12 protein-coding genes are annotated in these 15,399 nt (G+C 73.3%); 5 read left to right on the forward strand and 7 right to left on the reverse strand.

Annotated elements, in window-relative coordinates; all coding sequences use genetic code 11:
- The first annotated feature begins 65 nt into the window (after positions 1-65).
- Complete coding sequence (locus WME83_RS02250) at positions 66-3,377, forward strand: cadherin-like beta sandwich domain-containing protein (RefSeq protein WP_437317615.1); 3,312 nt, start codon at positions 66-68, stop codon at positions 3,375-3,377.
- 61 nt (positions 3,378-3,438) lie between these two features.
- On the opposite strand, the gene WME83_RS02255 is transcribed toward WME83_RS02250, so the two are convergent.
- Genes WME83_RS02255 through cobM form a run of 6 tightly spaced genes read right to left on the reverse strand, consistent with a single transcriptional unit; the run spans position 3,439 to position 9,484 of the window.
- Positions 3,439-5,022, reverse strand: a complete 1,584-nt coding sequence (locus WME83_RS02255) for a cobyric acid synthase (RefSeq protein ID WP_437317616.1) — start codon at positions 5,020-5,022, stop codon at positions 3,439-3,441.
- The gene (gene cbiB / locus WME83_RS02260) at positions 5,019-5,957 is read right to left on the reverse strand and encodes an adenosylcobinamide-phosphate synthase CbiB (protein WP_437317617.1); all 939 of its coding nucleotides are present in this window, start codon (positions 5,955-5,957) and stop codon (positions 5,019-5,021) included. Before cbiB ends, WME83_RS02255 begins: the two co-directional genes overlap by 4 nt.
- Positions 5,954-6,541, reverse strand: coding sequence for a bifunctional adenosylcobinamide kinase/adenosylcobinamide-phosphate guanylyltransferase (gene cobU / locus WME83_RS02265; protein WP_437317618.1), 588 nt, complete (start codon positions 6,539-6,541; stop codon positions 5,954-5,956). Before cobU ends, cbiB begins: the two co-directional genes overlap by 4 nt.
- Positions 6,538-8,136, reverse strand: coding sequence for a cobyrinate a,c-diamide synthase (locus WME83_RS02270; RefSeq protein WP_437317619.1), 1,599 nt, complete (start codon positions 8,134-8,136; stop codon positions 6,538-6,540). The genes cobU and WME83_RS02270 overlap by 4 nt, the downstream gene beginning before the upstream one ends.
- Positions 8,136-8,696 carry a cob(I)yrinic acid a,c-diamide adenosyltransferase gene (gene cobO / locus WME83_RS02275; RefSeq protein WP_437317620.1) on the reverse strand — a complete coding sequence of 187 codons (561 nt, stop codon included), beginning with the start codon at positions 8,694-8,696 and terminating at the stop codon, positions 8,136-8,138. The genes WME83_RS02270 and cobO overlap by 1 nt, the downstream gene beginning before the upstream one ends.
- Positions 8,693-9,484: a precorrin-4 C(11)-methyltransferase gene (gene cobM / locus WME83_RS02280; RefSeq protein WP_437317621.1), complete on the reverse strand. Its 792-nt coding sequence runs from the start codon at positions 9,482-9,484 to the stop codon at positions 8,693-8,695. Before cobM ends, cobO begins: the two co-directional genes overlap by 4 nt.
- 252 nt (positions 9,485-9,736) lie before the next feature.
- Between cobM and WME83_RS02285 the strand changes: the two genes are divergently transcribed.
- The 3 genes from WME83_RS02285 to WME83_RS02295 all read left to right on the forward strand — a co-directional run bounded on the left by WME83_RS02285 (position 9,737) and on the right by WME83_RS02295 (position 11,786).
- Positions 9,737-10,408 (forward strand): TetR/AcrR family transcriptional regulator, encoded by a 672-nt coding sequence (locus WME83_RS02285; protein WP_437317622.1) that lies wholly within the window; start codon positions 9,737-9,739, stop codon positions 10,406-10,408.
- Positions 10,409-10,483: 75 nt separating this feature from the next.
- Complete coding sequence (locus tag WME83_RS02290; RefSeq protein WP_437317623.1) at positions 10,484-10,948, forward strand: ABA4-like family protein; 465 nt, start codon at positions 10,484-10,486, stop codon at positions 10,946-10,948.
- Position 10,949: 1 nt separating this feature from the next.
- A complete protein-coding gene (locus WME83_RS02295; protein ID WP_437317624.1) occupies positions 10,950-11,786 on the forward strand; it encodes a hypothetical protein in 837 nt (278 codons plus the stop codon).
- A gap of 50 nt (positions 11,787-11,836) precedes the next feature.
- Here WME83_RS02295 and WME83_RS02300 read toward each other — a convergent pair whose 3' ends face one another.
- Positions 11,837-12,664: a hypothetical protein gene (locus tag WME83_RS02300; RefSeq protein ID WP_437317625.1), complete on the reverse strand. Its 828-nt coding sequence runs from the start codon at positions 12,662-12,664 to the stop codon at positions 11,837-11,839.
- Between the two features lie 775 nt (positions 12,665-13,439).
- Between WME83_RS02300 and WME83_RS02305 the strand changes: the two genes are divergently transcribed.
- Positions 13,440-15,356, forward strand: coding sequence for a sigma 54-interacting transcriptional regulator (locus tag WME83_RS02305; RefSeq protein WP_437317626.1), 1,917 nt, complete (start codon positions 13,440-13,442; stop codon positions 15,354-15,356).
- Positions 15,357-15,399: the final 43 nt, after the last annotated feature.

A 15,399-nucleotide genomic window follows, 5' to 3' on the forward strand; every position in this document is an offset into this window, starting at 1 on the left:
AGCGAAATCGTCCGTTCCGACCTTGGTTCGACCGGCGGAGCCGTGCCTCCCCATCGAGGTTGACCATGCCCCACGTGCGGATCTTCTTCCTCCTCGGTCTCACCTTCTTCCTCGCAGCTTGCTCGAGCGACTCCCCCGGGGAACCCAGCGGCGGAGCACCCCTGTGCGGGACGGGGCAGACATTGTGCGGCGATGTGTGCGTCGACCTCGCCACCGACGCGGCCCACTGCGGGGCGTGCGACGTCTCCTGTGAGGAGGGGCAGCTCTGCGATGGGGCGGGGGAGTGCGCGGTGTCGTGCCAGAGCGGGCTCGTGGCGTGCGACGGGACGTGCATCGATCCGGACACGGACCGCGATCACTGCGGGGCGAGCGGCGACTGCACCGGGAGCGACGCGGGCGTGACGTGCGCGGCCGGGGAGATCTGTAGCGGCGCGGGGCGGTGCGAGCTGTCGTGTCAAAGCGGGCTTCTGGCGTGCGACGGGACGTGCATCGACCCGGACACGGACCGCGACCACTGCGGGGCGAGCGGCGATTGCACCGGGAGCGACGCGGGGGTGGCGTGCGCCGATGGGGAGATCTGTAGCGGCGCGGGGCGGTGCGAGCTGTCGTGCCAGAGCGGGCTCGTGGCGTGCGGTGGGACGTGCATCGACCCGGATACGGACCGCGACCATTGCGGGGCGAGCGGCGATTGCCGCGGGAGCGACGCGGGGGTGGCGTGCGCTGACGGGGAGATTTGCAATGGCGCGGGGCGGTGCGAGCTGTCGTGCCAGAGCGGGCTCGTGGCGTGCGACGGGACGTGCATCGACCCGGACACGGACCGCGACCACTGCGGGGCGAGCGGTGATTGCACCGGGAGCGACGCGGGGTTGGCGTGCGCTGACGGGGAGATTTGCAATGGCGCGGGGCGGTGCGAGCTGTCGTGCCAGAGCGGGCTCGTGGCGTGCGGCGGGACGTGCATCGACCCGGATACGGACCGCGACCACTGCGGGGCGAGCGGCGATTGCACCGGGAGCGACGCGGGGTTGGCGTGCGCTGACGGGGAGATTTGCAATGGCGCGGGGCGGTGCGAGCTGTCGTGCCAGAGCGGGCTCGTGGCGTGCGGCGGGAGGTGCATCGACCCGGACACGGACCGCGACCACTGCGGGGCGAGCGGCGATTGCCGCGGAAGCGACGCGGGGGAGGCGTGCGCTGACGGGGAGATCTGCAACGGCGCGGGGCGGTGCGAGCTGTCGTGCCAGAGCGGGCTCGTGGCGTGCGACGGGACGTGCGTCGACCCGGACACGGACCGCGACCACTGCGGGGCGAGCGGTGATTGCACGGGGAGCGACGCGGGGGTCCCGTGCGCGGCCGGGGAGATCTGCAACGGCGCGGGGCGGTGCGAGCTGTCGTGCCAGAGCGGGCTCGTGGCGTGCGACGGGAGGTGCATCGACCCGGACACGGACCGCGACCACTGCGGCGCGAGCGGCGATTGCGCCGGGAGCGACGCGGGCGCGATCTGCGGCGCGGGCGAGATCTGCACCCACGGCGCGTGCGAGGCCTCGTGCGCGCCGCCGCTCGTCGCGTGCGGCGGGGCCTGCGTCGACCCGTCGACCGATGAGACCTACTGCGGCGCCGCCGGCGACTGCGCGGGGGCCAGCGCGGGCGTGACGTGCAGCGCGGGCGAGGCGTGCGTCGCGGGGGCCTGCGCGAGCGCGGACGCGAGCCTGTCCGGGCTCGCGGTCTCCAGCGGAGCGCTGAGCCCGGCCTTCGATCCGGGGTCGAAGCTCTATGTCGTGTCCGTCGAGGATCAAATCGCCTCGATCGAGGTGACGCCCACGGCGTCGGCCGAGGGGGCCACGATCGCGGTCAATGGGACCGCCGTCGCCTCCGGGAGCGCCTCGCCGCCCATCCCGCTGATCGAGGGCGGCAGCACGGCGATCACCATCGAGGTGACCGCGCCGAGCGGGGACGTGACGAGCTACGGGGTGGTGGTGCTCCGCGGCGGGGTCGCCTCGGCGTACCTCAAGGCGTCCAACACCGACGCGGGAGACCAGTTCGGCTTCGCGGTCGCGCTCGACGGCAACACGCTCGCCGTGTCCGCGCTCGGGGAGGACAGCGCCGCGACCGGGGTCGACGGAGACCAGAACGACAATACGAAGAGCTCCGGCGCCGTGTACGTGTTCGTGCGGGACGGCGGCTCCTGGGTCCAGCAGGCGTACCTGAAGCCGAGCACCGCCGACGTGAACGACGACTTCGGGTACAGCCTGTCCCTGTCCGGCGACACCCTGGCGGTCTCCGCGCGGGGCGAGGACAGCAGCGCCACCGGCGTGAACGGCAATCAGGCGAACAACGGTGCGCCGGGCTCCGGTGCCGTGTACGTCTTCCGGCGCAGCGGAGGGACGTGGTCTCAGGAGGCTTATCTCAAGGCCTCCAACACGGATGCGCAGGATCAGTTCGGCCACGCGGTGGCGCTCGCGGGAGACACCCTGGTGGTGGGCGCGCCGGGCGAGGATAGCGGCTCCACCGGCGTGAACGGCGGACAGGGGGGCGCCGTGGTATCGCAGACCGGGGCTGCCTACGTGTTCACGCGCGCCGGGGCGACCTGGGCCCAGCAGGCGTACCTGAAGGCGTCGAACACCGGGGCCGGCGACGCGTTCGGCACCAGCGTCGCGATCTCCGGGGACACGATCGCGGTGGGCGCGACCGGCGAGGCGAGCGCCGCGACGGGCGTGAACGGCGTGCAGACGGACAACGCGGCTCCCGGGAGCGGCGCCGTCTACGTGTTCGCGCGCGCCGGGACGACGTGGAGCCAGCAGGCGTACCTGAAGGCGTCGAACACCGGCGCGGGCGACGCGTTCGGCGCGAGCGTCGCGATCTCCGCGCACGCCCTCGCGGTGGGCGCGACCGGCGAGGCGAGCGCCGCGACGGGCGCGAACGGCGCGCAGGCCGACGACAGCGCGCCCGGGAGCGGCGCCGTCTACGTGTTCACGCGCAGCGGGACGAGCTGGTCGCAGCACACCTATCTCAAGGCCTCCAACGCGGAGAGCGGCGACGCGTTCGGCGCCTCGGTCTCGATCGACAACGATTTCCTCGCCGTGGGCGCGCCAGGCGAGGACAGCAGCTCCGCGGCGTGGGGCTGGCTCGAGTCGGACAACGGCGCTCCCGGGAGCGGGGCCGCGTACCTGTTCGAGCGCGGAGGCGGCGTGTGGTCTCAGGACGCGTACATCAAGGCGTCGAACACCGGGGCGTCGGACGCCTTCGGGGCGCGCCTCGCCCTGTCCGGCACGACGCTCCTCGTGGCCGCGGCCTCGGAGGACAGCAGCGCCACGGGCGTCGACGGCGACGGGGCGAACGACGCGGCCGACGGCAGCGGCGCCTGCTACACGGCGAGCTGGTAGCGGCGGCGAGCGCCCAGGTCCTCCGCCTTCCCCGAGAACCGGAGCTCCGCACCACCGCCGCTCAGCGCCGATCCAGCCCCACGATCCGGTCGAGCAGCCCCCGATCGAGGCTCGCCTCGACCGCCGTGGCGAGCCGGTCGTACTCCTCGTGGCGGCTCGGGATCGCCGCCTCCCCCGCGGGCGCAGGGAGCCCCCGCCGCGCGCGCAAGGCCGCGAGGAGCGACCGCCGGAGCCCGTCGTTCTCGAACAGCCCGTGGATCATCGTGCCCACCACCGCGCCGTCCGCCGACACGGCCCCGTCGAGCGCCGCCTCGGCCCGGCCGCTCCTCGACCGGATCGCGAACGCCGCGCGTGCGCCGCCCAGCCGCTCCACCTGGCCCATGTGGATCTCGTAGCCGGTCAGCTCTCCCGCCCCCCCGCTCGCTCCCTCTCCGCTCGCCCCGTCTCCGCCCTCTCCCTCCCCAGCGCTCCCCGCGCCGAGGAACGACCTCCCCGCGATCCGCGCCCGCACCTGCGCCGTCGTCTTGGTCCGCTCGAACCGCGTCCACACGTCGAGCAGCCCCAGCCCGCGCGCCGACGGCTCGGCCGACTCGACGCCCTCCGGATCCTCGATCGCCCCGCCGAGCATCTGGCAGCCGCCGCAGATCCCGAGCGTCCACCCGCCCCGCTGGGCGCGCGCCGCCACCGCCTCGGCCAGGCCGCGCTCGCGCAGCCACGCGAGATCCGCCATCGTGCTCTTCGTCCCGGGGAGCACCACGAGATCCGCCCCGCCGATCTCGTCCGGCCGCTCGATGAACCGCACCACCACGCCCCGCTCGTGCTCCAGCGGCTCCACGTCGTCGTAGTTCGAGATCCGCGGCAGCCGGACCACCGCGATGTCGAGCTCCCCCGGGCCCGCCGGCGCCCGCCGCCGACGGCCCTCCAGCGCCACCGAGTCCTCGTCCGCGATCCGCAGCTGCTTCAGGTACGGCACGACGCCGAGCACCGGGACGCCCGTCCGCGCCGTGAGCATCTCGAGCCCCGGCTCGAGCAGCTTGATGTCGCCGCGGAACTTGTTGATCACGAACGCCGCGACGCGCGCCCGCTCGTCGGGCTCGAGCAGCGCCATCGTCCCGACCAGCGCCGCGAACACCCCGCCGCGATCGATGTCGCCCGCGAGGAGCACCGGCGCGTCGGCGACGCGCGCGACGTGCATGTTCACGATGTCGCGGTCCTTCAGGTTGATCTCCGCCGGGCTGCCCGCCCCCTCGATCACCACGACGTCGTGCGCCTCCCGGAGCCGCCCGAGCGACCGGGCGATGATCTCCTTGAGCTCCCCCCGGTACGCGAAGTAGTCGCGCGCGTGCAGGCTCCCGATCGGCTTGCCGAGGACGACCACCTGCGAGCGCGAGTCCCCCTCCGGCTTGAGCAGCACCGGGTTCATGTCGACCGTCGGCGGCACGCGCGCCGCCTCGGCCTGCACCGCCTGCGCCCGGCCGATCTCGCCGCCGTCCACCGTCGCGAACGAGTTCAGCGCCATGTTCTGCGACTTGAACGGCGCGACCCGGAGCCCCCGCCGCTGGAACATCCGGCAGAGCGCCGTGCACAGCAGGCTCTTGCCGACCGAGGACGCGGTGCCCTGCACCATCACCGTGAGCGCTGTCATCGCCAAAGCTCCTGTCCGAGGGAGGTCGCCCCGAGCGCGGCCGCCGCGAGCCCGGCGAAGAGGAGCGCCGCGAGCACCACGATCCGGCAGGCCTCGTCGATGAGCTCCCGCCGGAGCGGCTCGATCGCGTCGCCGAGCCGGTAATGCCCGCGCTTCTCGAGCTCGACCCGGAGCAGCCCCGCCATCGCCGCCATCGGCCGGCCGGCGTTCGGGCTCTCGGTGCGGCCGCCGTCGCGCCGGAGCACCGCGAGGCCGCGGCGCGCGTCGGCGCCGCGGAGCCAGCCGGCCGCGAGGAGCAGGAGCGCGGTGAGCCGCGCCGGCACGAAGTTCAGCGCGTCGTCGAGCCGCGCCGACGCCTTGCCGAGGTACTCGTAGCGGCCGTGGTAGCCGATCATCGCGTCGAGGGTGTTCACGGCGCGGTAGAAGAGCGCGCCCGGCAGCCCGAAGAGGGCGAAATAGAAGAGCGGCGCGACGAAGCTGTCCGACGCGTTCTCCGCGACCGACTCGACCGACGCGGCGACCAGCGCGGGCTCGTCGAGCTCCGACGGGTCGCGGCTGCAGAGGCTGCGCAGGGCGCCGCGCGCCGCGGGGACGTCGCCGGCCGCGAGGGCGTCGCGCACGCCGAAGGCCGCGTCGCGGAGCGCGCGGAGGGCGAAGGTGGGCTTCAGGAGGAGCCCTGACAAAGCGACGCCGACGACCGGGTGCGGGGCGATCAGCGCGGCGGCGAAGGCGCCCAGCGCCGCGAAGAGGCAGGGCACGGCGAGGGCCATGAGCGCGCCGAAGAGGAGCTCGGCCGCGCGGCCGCCCCGCGGCGCGCGGCGCTTCAGGGCGTTGATGGCGGAGCCCATCCACACGACCGGGTGGACGGCGGCGGGCGGCTCGCCGCAGGCGAGGTCGAGCGCGACCGCGAGGAGCAGCGCCGCGGCGGCCGTCATCGCCTGTCCTCGCCGCCGACGAGTGCGACCGGCCCGGGGCGCAGGCGCAGGATCGCGCCCATCACGGCCACGTAGAGCTCGCTCGCCGAGCGGCCGAGCCGCTGGTGCGCGCGGCCGGCGAGGTCGCGGAAGACCCGGCCGAGCCGGCTCTCGGGGACCACGCCCATGCCCACCTCGTTCGAGACGAGGACGACGTGGGGCGCCGCCGACTCGATGGCGGCCGCGAGCGCCTCGATGCGCGCCTCGATCCGCTCGGGCGCGCGGCCCTCGGTCTCATCGCGGAGCAGCAGGTTCGACAGCCAGAGGGTGAGGCAGTCGACGACGATCACGTCGACGCCGGTGAGCGAGGCGATGCGCTCCGGGAGCGCGACGGGCTCCTCGACGGTGACGAACGCGTCGCCGCGCTCGCGGGCGTGGGCGTCGATGCGCGCGCGCATCTCGTCGTCGAACGGCTCGGCGGTCGCGACGAAGGCGCGGCGCTCCCCGAGCGAGCGCCCGAGCGCCAGCGCGAACGCGCTCTTGCCAGAGCGCACGCCGCCGCCGACGAGGGCGACCCGCCGCGGCGCCGCGCCGTGTCCGGTCATCGCGCCCGCTCCTCGCGGTGCGCGGCGGCGCTCGCCACGAGCCCCTCGGGGATGAGCGGGTTCGAGGCCCAGTGCGCGTGCACGTAGGAGGCGAGGACCCCCTGCGCCCGGTACCCCTCGCGCGCGACCTGGCCGCCGCGCCGGCGCCGCACGGAGTAGGCGTGCTCGATCGGCAAGGGCGCCTGCGCGGCGGGCGAGGGCGCCGGCGCGTCGGGCGAGGGCGCCTGCGCGTCGGGCGAGGGCGCCTGCGCGGCGGGCGAGGGCGCGGGCGCCGCGGGGCGGAGCTCGGAGTAGCGGAACTGGTGCCCGCGGAAGCGCAGCCCCGGGCCGCCGAGGATCGTGCGCGCCTGCGTCTCGACCTCGACGTAGCCGAGCGCCTGCAGCTTCTCGCACATCACGGCCTCGGCCGGCACGAGCCCGACCATGGGGTGCGCGCGCCCGTCCAGCGTGCGGATCGCCTCGGTCAGGTACATGAGCCCGCCGCACTCGGCGTAGATCGGGCCCCCGCGGCCGGCGAACGCGCGGATCTCGGCGCGCAGGGCGGCGTTCTCGGTCAGGCGCTCCGCGTGCACCTCGGGGTAGCCGCCGCCGAGGTAGAGCGCGTCGACGTCGGGCAAGCGCGCGTCGCGGATCGGCGAGAACCGCACGAGCTCCGCCCCCGCCGCCTCCAGGCGGCGCAGGTTGTCCGCGTAGTAGAAGTGGAACGCCTCGTCGAACGCCACGCCGATGCGCGCCCGGCGCGGCGCATCCCCGGCGGCGGACGCGCCGGCCGGCGACGTCGCCGCGTCGGATGTGCCCGGCGACGTCGCTGCCTCCGAGGCCGCCGGCAAGGCCGGCGCCTCTTTCGCGTCGGAGGCCGCCGGCAAGGCCGGCGCCTCTTTCGCGTCGGAGGCCGCCGGCAAGGCCGGCGACCTCCGCGCGATCTCCAGCAGCGCGTCGAGCCCGATCCACGCCTCGGCCTGCGCGCCCCAGTGGTCGAAGCGCTCCTCGGGGATCGCCGCCTCGTCGGCCGTCCGCAGGCCGAGGTGGCGCTCGGGGAAGCGCTGCGCCTCGTCCCGCGGCAGGCCGCCGATCACCGGCGGCGAGCGCTGCGCCTGTCGAAGGATGTCGAGGTGCCCCCGGCTGCCGACCTGGTTGCACACGACCGCCGCCACGCGGAGCGCCGGATCGAAGCCCGCGAAGCCCTGCACCAAGGCCGCGACGCTGCGGGCCATCCCGGACGCGTCGACCACGAGCGCGACCGGCGCCTCGAGCCACTTCGCGATCTCGGCCGTCGAGCCCACCTCCCCGGTCGGGCTCGCCCCGTCGAACAGCCCCATCACCCCCTCGATCAGCGCGACGTCGGCGCCCGCGGCCTCCGCCGCGAACGTCGACAGGACCGCGTCCCGGCCCATCATCCAGCCGTCGAGGTTGTGCGACGTCCCGGCCACGGCGCGGCCGTGGTACGTCGGATCGAGGTAGTCGGGCCCGCACTTGAACAGGGCGACCCGGAGGCCGCGGGCGCGGAGCGCGCGCGCGATCGCCACGGTCGCGGTCGTCTTCCCGACGCCGCTCGCCGTGCCGGCGATGACGAGCCGGGGGATGGCCGGGGACATCAGAAATCGACTCCGATCTGGGCCTTCATCCCCTGCTCGAACGGGTGCTTCACGGACCGCATCTCGGTCACCAGATCGGCGAGCGCGACGAGCGCGTCGGGGGCGTTCCTGCCGGTGATCACGACGTGCACGTGCGGGGGCCTCGCGCGCAGCGCCGCGAGGAGCTCGTCCTCCGTGATGAAGCCGTAGTGCAGCGCGTACGTGATCTCGTCGAGCACGACGATGTCCTGCTCGCCGCCCCCGATGAGCGCCGCCGCCTCCTGGAAGGCCGCGCGCGCCGCCGCCTTGTCGCGCGAGAGGTCGTCGCTCTCCCAGGTGAAGCCGCGCCCCATCACGAGGAAGGTGAGCCCGGGGAGCGTCTCGGCGAACAGGCGCTCTCCCGTCTTCCATTTCCCCTTGATGAACTGCACGACGGCGACGCGCATGCCCCGGCCGAGCGCGCGGAACACCATCCCGAGCGCGGCGGTCGTCTTGCCCTTGCCGTGGCCGGTATAGACGATGACGAGCCCTCGTCGCCCCGCCGCCGCCGCGCCCGCCCCGGCCCCTTGCTCCGCGCTCACGAGCCCTCCTCCGCCGGACGGGGAGCGCGCGGCTTCTCCGCCTTGCGGAAGCGGTGGCTGAACTCCGGATCGTAGAGCCGCGAGTCGGCGAAATCCGTGGACGTGAGCACCCGGCCCACGAGGATCATCGACTGGCTCTTGATCCCCTCGGCCCGCACCTTCTCCCGGATGTCGGCGAGCGTGCCCGTCACGATCTTCTGATCGGGGCAGCTCGCCTTGTGCACAACGGCGACCGGGCAATCAGCGCCGTAGGACGGGATGAGCGCCGCGGTCACGTCCTTGAGCAGGGTGATGCTGAGGAACAGGCAGAGCGTCGCCTGGTGGCGCGCGAGCTCCTCGAGCCGCTCGGCGGGCGGCACCGGCGTGCGCCCCTCGGCGCGGGTCAGGATCACGGTCTGCGAGAGCTCGGGCAGCGTGAGCTCGCGCCCGAGCGCCGCGGCGGCCGCGGTGAACGACGAGACGCCGGGGACGATCTCGTAGGGGATCCCGAGCGCTTCCATCCGGCGCATCTGCTCGGCCGTCGACCCGAACAGGACCGGATCGCCCGTGTGCACGCGCGCCACGTCGTGCCCCGCGTCCCTGGCCTCGACGAAGACCTCCACGATCTGGTCGAGGGTCATGCCGGACGAGTCGATGACCCGGGCGTCCGGCCGCGCGGACGCCACGATCTCCCGCGGGACGAGGGAGCCCGTGTACATGACGACCGGGCAGCGGGCGACGAGCTCGGCGCCGCGGACCGTGATGAGCCCGGGATCGCCCGGGCCCGCGCCGATGATGTAGACGCGCATGGGGGTTCTCTCCTCGTGTCGTGCGCCGGCGGTCGCGCCGGGGCCGGCGGGCGCGCGAAGCTAGAGCGAACGCGCGGCGAACGCCAGGGCTCATCGTGGAGCCTCCCGGTCGCGCCGCCGCGGGCGCAGCTCCGCCCGCGTCGCCAAGAAAGAGCCTTGACCGCTGTCGGTTCACTGTTATAAGAAGTAACACTGTTACGAACTGGCGACGCGGGAGCCTGCGCCGCCGCCCAGCGGCCCCACGACACGGACATGGCGAGCACGCGCGTGAAGACCACGAAGACCGGCGGCGCGACCCAGGCGGAGCGCCTGCAGGCGTCGAGCCTGCAGCGCCGCGAGCAGCAGAAAGAGAACCTGCGGGGCGCGATCCTGGCGGCGGCGGGCGAGCTGTTTCTGGAGCAGGGGTACGAGGCGTTCTCGATGCGCCAGGTGGCCGAGCGCATCGGCTACTCGGCGACGACGATCTACCGCTATTACGAGAACAAGGACGATCTCCTGTTCGCCATCGTCCACGAGGGCTTCACCGAGTTCCTGCGGGCGCTCGTCGCGGCGGCCGAGAGCACGGCGGACCCGATCGAGCGGATGGAGGCGCTCGGCGCCGCGTACGTTCGGTTCGGCATGCAGAACCCGGTGCACTACCGGCTGATGTTCATGCAGCGGTTCGACTTCGTCTTCGACCAGCGGAAGGAGCAGCAGCAGCCGATGGTCGAGTCGTTCGATGTGCTGCAAAAAGCGGTCGCGTCCGCGATGGCTGCCGGCGCGATGCAGCGCGGCGACGTGGAGCGCCACAGCCAGGTGATCTGGGCCCTGGTCCACGGGATCACCTCCCTCGCCCTGGCCAACGGCGGCCGCTTCAGCCCCGAGGACGTCGATCGGACCATGGAGATCGCCATGAAGATGATGGTCCGAGGCCTGCGCCCCTGACCGCTCTCTTTTTTTCTCGCAAAGTTAACACTGTTACGCATGGTTTCGACGTTACTTTCGTCGATGGAGGATGTGATGGATCGCGTCTTTGGTCTGAGTGGCTTCCTCGTACTGCCGTTCTGGGCCTTGATGATCTTTCTGCCCCGCGCTCGCTGGACGCGGCGGATCATGGAGTCGCCGCTCGTGGTCGTCGCGCCCGCGCTGCTCTACACGGCGCTCGTCCTGCCGGTCATCGGCGAGGTGCTGCCGATCGTCAACCGACCGAGCCTCGCGGCGGTCGCCGCGCTGCTCGGCTCGCCGGCCGGCGCCACGATCGGCTGGGTCCACTTCCTCGCCTTCGATCTCTTCGTGGGCCGGTGGGTGTACCTCGACAGCCGCGATCGCGAGATCTCGCCCTGGCTCATGGCCCCCGTGCTCTATCTGACGCTCATGCTCGGCCCGATGGGGTTCGCGCTCTACCTCGCCGTCCGCGCCGTGGCCGAGCGCTCGGCGCGCGCCCGCGGCGCGATCGCGGCGAGCCTCCGCGCCGAGGAGGCCTGAGATGAGCGCGCGATCGCTGCACACCTCTCTCCAGCTCCCTCGCTCGATCGAGGAGCTCCTCCGGCGAAGCCCGGTCCTGTTCACGGCCGCCGCCGTCCACGTCGCGCTGCTCGTCCTGCTGCTCGGCGTCGCCCCGCTCGACACGCGCCTCGTGACGGGGTTGAACCCGTGGATCAAGCCGGCGAAATTCGCCGCCTCGATCGCCATCTACCTGCTGACGGTCAACTGGCTCGTCGGCGACGTCGCGCTCCCGCCGAGAGGCCGGCGGGCCGTCGTCTGGGGCACGGTGGCGATGGTGAGCTTCGAGATGATCGCGATCACCGTGCAGGCGGCGCGGGGCGTGGCGTCGCACTTCAACCGATCGTCGCTGTTCGACGGGGCGGTGTTCGCGCTCATGGGCATCGCCATCCTGGTGAACACGGGGCTCGCGGCGTACCTCGCGTCCAGGTTCTGGACGGCGCGACCTCCGCTGCCGGCGCCCTATCTCTGGGGCATACGGCTTGGTTTCGTCCTGTTTCTGCTGGCGTGCGCGGAAGGCGGATTCATGTCGGAGCATAACAACGCGCACAGCGTCGGCGTCGCGGACGGCGGGCCCGGGCTCCCCATCGTCAACTGGAGCACGCAAGGCGGCGACCTGCGCGCGGCGCACTTCTTCGGGATGCACGGGCTGCAAGCCGTCCCGCTGTTCGGAGCCTGGCTGTCGGCGCGGGCGTCGGGGTCGGCGTCGCGCACGCGGCGGGCGGTGCGATGGGTCATCGCGTTCGGCGTCGTCTACGGCGCCGTCGCGCTGGGGCTCTTCGTCATGGCGCTCGCGGGGCAGCCGCTGATTCGCATGTAGCGCGCCACGGGGAACGGCGGGCCCAGGCTCCGAGGCGCCGACGCAGGCGATCACCTGTAGAAGGCGACGTCGTCGACGTAGACGTCGAAATCCTGGTCCTGCGCGAACCGGAACTCGATCACGTAGAGCCCTGCGCGGTCGAGGGCCTGGGCCTCGGGCTCGGCGCCCCAGCCCTCGCGCGTGAGCTCGTCGAAGGGGATGACGACCTCGGCCCACTCCGCGCCGAGGTGCGCGGTGTAGAACCAGTGGTCGAAGCACCGGTTGGGCTCGCCCGAGCCCGCCGCTTCATCGCAGATCCCGCCCGCGGGCTCCGAGACCTTGTCCGAGACGTTGACCTTCATGGTCGCCTCGGCGCCCGCGTCGCCGAGCTTGGCCCAGAAGACGATACCGGTGTACGCAGACGCGTCGTAGGGGAACACCTGCATGTCCTCGCCGTTCAGCGCGAAGCCGATCCCGGCGCCCCACTCCGTGAAGCCGGACCCGAACGTGTGCATCGCCAGCGTGCTCTCGCCGCGCGGCGGCATGAGCGCCTCGGGGACGAACCCGACGGGCATCTCCTCCGTGTAGACCGGGGGAGATTGCGTGCCTGTCCCATCATTGTAGCTGTACCAGTGGCCGAGTCTGCCACCCGTCTCCGTGATGGAGCTGTCGCCGTCCTCCATGTCGTCGATCAGATCGAGGTCCGTCGGGACGGCGACATCGCCCCCGCCGCCCCCCGCGCCGCCCGAGGCCGAGGCGGACGACCCGCCGCCCGCGCCGCCCGCGCCGCCCGCCCCGTCCGCCAGGTGGTAGCGCTCATCCAGCCCCACGAGGGCGGTGCACCCGCCGGCTGTGAGCGTCCACGCCGCCCACATCCATGCTGCGCGCCTCTTCGCCATGGCTTCTCCTACCACCGCCGCGCGGGCGCGGTCCACCGGCGCGCTGGACCGCCGGAAGCGCCGTGCTGCCGCACGCGTCCTCCGCGCCCGGCGATCGTGGCGCCTCTCGACGAGCTACCGCGGGCGGCACCCCGCCGGCAGGGCCGGCAAAGATTTGCCGGCAACAGGTTGCCCACCGCCGGCAAATCTTTGCCGACGAGAGGTCGCCGGGATGCCTGACCGGCCGGCGATCGTGCCCTCGGAGGTGCCGGGTCGGGTCGGGCGCCGCCGACAAGGGGCTTTGGCCGTGTAGACGGCACGGGCGCTGCAAAGCCCCGGCGCGGGCAAGCTCTCGCGCAGCCAGGCGAGGTGAATCGCGATGCGCGCGGGCAATCGCGTTCGGTCGCGCACCACGACAGCCCGACTGCCATTCCGACGGGATCGATCGTCGACACGAGCGCGCCCCGGCTCGGTCAGGGAGAGGCGCGCACCGCCCTGAGGCGTGCGATGCCCGAGCGTCCTCGACGCACGCCGCGCCCTCCGGAGACGCGACCCTTGTCCGTGACGCCGGAGGGACAGGAGAGCACCCATGAACTGGGCGAGGTCCCCCCTCGCTCCGCTCGCGCGCGGCTCGCAAACCCGTGGGTCCCCATGTCCCGAGCTCGGCAGTCGAGTCCCAGCGGTCAAGTCCGCTCAGGCCGCTGCTCGGCAGTCGCAACTGTTGTATTGCCTACCTTTGCCCACATCTCGCAGCGCGCTCGGGCGGCGTCTCTTGGACCGGTCGAACGAACCTGATATGGAGAGCAGCGAGGGGCATTACATGCAGTCGAGCGAACCGGTTCGGGACGACGCGGGGACGACCTGGACCTTGGAGGCGGGGGTGCCTTCAGCGCTGCAGCAAAGCGCGGCGCTGCGCATCGCCCTCATGTGGCGCCACGCCGGAAAGATGGAGACACGCCTGCTCTCGCCGGACACGCCGCTCGTCGTGGGGCGCAGCGTGCCTGCAGCGCTCTGGATCGACGATCGTACCCTCTCGCGGGAGCACGCCCGCTTCGTCCTCTCCGGCGGGCGGGTGTGGGTCGACGATCTGGGATCCAAGAATGGTACATTCCTCGACGGCCGCCGCGTCTCGCGTGCCCGGATCGCGGTGGGGGATGAAATCGTGCTCGGCAACGTCGCGCTGCGGGTGCAGGCGCTCGGCGCCGGGGGAGAGTCCCTCGATCTCGAAGGAGAGGAGAGGCTCTTGCGCCGCGTGGAGGACGAGCTCACGCGCGCGCGACATTTTCGCCGCCCGTTCGCGCTGCTCCATGTGCGTATCGGCGCGGCGGTCACGGCCGAGGGCTGGATCAAGGTCTTGCGCGCGTGCCTGCAGCCGGTGCACCGCGTGGCGCTCTACGGCACCGGCGCGGCCCAAGTGCTGCTGCCCGAGACCGGCGCCGCGGAGGCGGGCCGCATCGCTGAGGCCATCGCGGCCTCGCCCATCGGCGGCGACGCCCGGCTGCTCGTGGGCTGCATCGTCTACCCGGACGCCGGCAGCAACGCGAACGAGCTCTTCGCGGCCGCGCGCGAGGCCGCCCGCCGCGCCTCGCCCGAGCGCCCGGTCGCGCACGGCCCCTCCGCGGCTGCGGCCACGGTGCTCGCGCGGGAGGACCCGGCCGCGGGAGGGATCATCGCCGGCCAGCGGATGCGCGCGGTGCTCGAGGCCGTGAAGCGCGTGGCGGCCTCGCGCATCCCGGTCGTCCTGCACGGCGAGACCGGGACAGGCAAAGAGGTCCTCGCGCGGATGATCCATGAGAGCGGGCCGCGCAAGGGGATGCGCATGGTGCGCGTCAACTGCGGGGCGATCCCGAAGGACCTCGTCGAGAGCACCCTCTTCGGCCACGAGCGCGGGGCCTTCACGGGCGCCCTCCAGCAGCAGAAGGGCGTCTTCGAGGAGGCCGACGGCGGCACCGTGTTCCTGGACGAGATCGGCGAGCTGCCGCCGGCGGCGCAGGCCGCGCTCCTCCGCGTGCTCGAGGTGGGGGCGTTCAGCCGCGTCGGCTCGAGCCGCGAGATCGAGGTCGACGTGCGCGTCGTCGCGGCGACGCACCGGGACTTGGAGGCGATGGCTGCGTCCGGCGCATTCCGGGAAGATCTCTATTATCGGCTGAGCGGCGTCGTCGTCGACATCCCGCCGCTGCGCGAGCGAAGGGACGAGATCGAGCCGCTCGCGCGGCACTTCCTGCGCGCGGCCGGCGAGGCCAACGGTCGACACGTCGAGGGCGTCGCCCCGGAGGCGCTCGCGCTGCTCGGCGCCTACGCGTGGCCTGGCAACGTGCGCGAGCTGCGGAATGTGATCGAACGCGCGGTCGTGGTGGCGCGCGGCGCGATCATCGAGCCGGAGGACCTCCCGCCGAGGGTGCGCGCGGCGGAGCGCGCGGCAGAGCCGGAGCGCGTACCGCACGCGGGCGGCGCTTCGGCGCCTGGCCGCCTCTCGACGTTGCTGGACTCGGCGCCACGCTCCTCGGCGCCGCCCGCCCCGGAGGAGGCGCCGGCCGCAGCGGGGCGGCCGGTCCGCGGGAAAGTGCAGCAGTACGAGGCCAAGCTCCTCCACGACACGCTGGAAGCCGCGGGCTGGAGCCGGGCCGAAGCCGCGCGGCGGCTCGGGATGCCGGTGCGGACCCTGTCGTACCGCATGAAGGTGCTGGGCGTGAAGCGGCCCTCTTCTTGCTAATGCTCCTTGCCCATGTTCGATGCACCCCGGCAGACGCGCGCCG

The organism is Sorangium sp. So ce385 (assembly GCF_051474135.1).
Classification (GTDB): domain Bacteria; phylum Myxococcota_A; class Polyangia; order Polyangiales; family Polyangiaceae; genus Sorangium; species Sorangium cellulosum_D.

Coding starts and splice junctions, on each gene's coding strand:
- cbiB (WP_437317617.1), bottom strand. CDS start 5,957: ATGACGGCCGCCGCGGCGCTGCTCCTCGCGGTCGCGCTCGACCTCGCC.
- WME83_RS02285 (WP_437317622.1), top strand. CDS start 9,737: ATGGCGAGCACGCGCGTGAAGACCACGAAGACCGGCGGCGCGACCCAG.
- cobU (WP_437317618.1), bottom strand. CDS start 6,541: ATGACCGGACACGGCGCGGCGCCGCGGCGGGTCGCCCTCGTCGGCGGC.
- WME83_RS02305 (WP_437317626.1), top strand. CDS start 13,440: ATGGAGAGCAGCGAGGGGCATTACATGCAGTCGAGCGAACCGGTTCGG.
- WME83_RS02270 (WP_437317619.1), bottom strand. CDS start 8,136: ATGTCCCCGGCCATCCCCCGGCTCGTCATCGCCGGCACGGCGAGCGGC.
- WME83_RS02290 (WP_437317623.1), top strand. CDS start 10,484: ATGGATCGCGTCTTTGGTCTGAGTGGCTTCCTCGTACTGCCGTTCTGG.
- cobM (WP_437317621.1), bottom strand. CDS start 9,484: ATGCGCGTCTACATCATCGGCGCGGGCCCGGGCGATCCCGGGCTCATC.
- WME83_RS02295 (WP_437317624.1), top strand. CDS start 10,950: ATGAGCGCGCGATCGCTGCACACCTCTCTCCAGCTCCCTCGCTCGATC.
- WME83_RS02255 (WP_437317616.1), bottom strand. CDS start 5,022: ATGACAGCGCTCACGGTGATGGTGCAGGGCACCGCGTCCTCGGTCGGC.
- WME83_RS02300 (WP_437317625.1), bottom strand. CDS start 12,664: ATGGCGAAGAGGCGCGCAGCATGGATGTGGGCGGCGTGGACGCTCACA.
- WME83_RS02250 (WP_437317615.1), top strand. CDS start 66: ATGCCCCACGTGCGGATCTTCTTCCTCCTCGGTCTCACCTTCTTCCTC.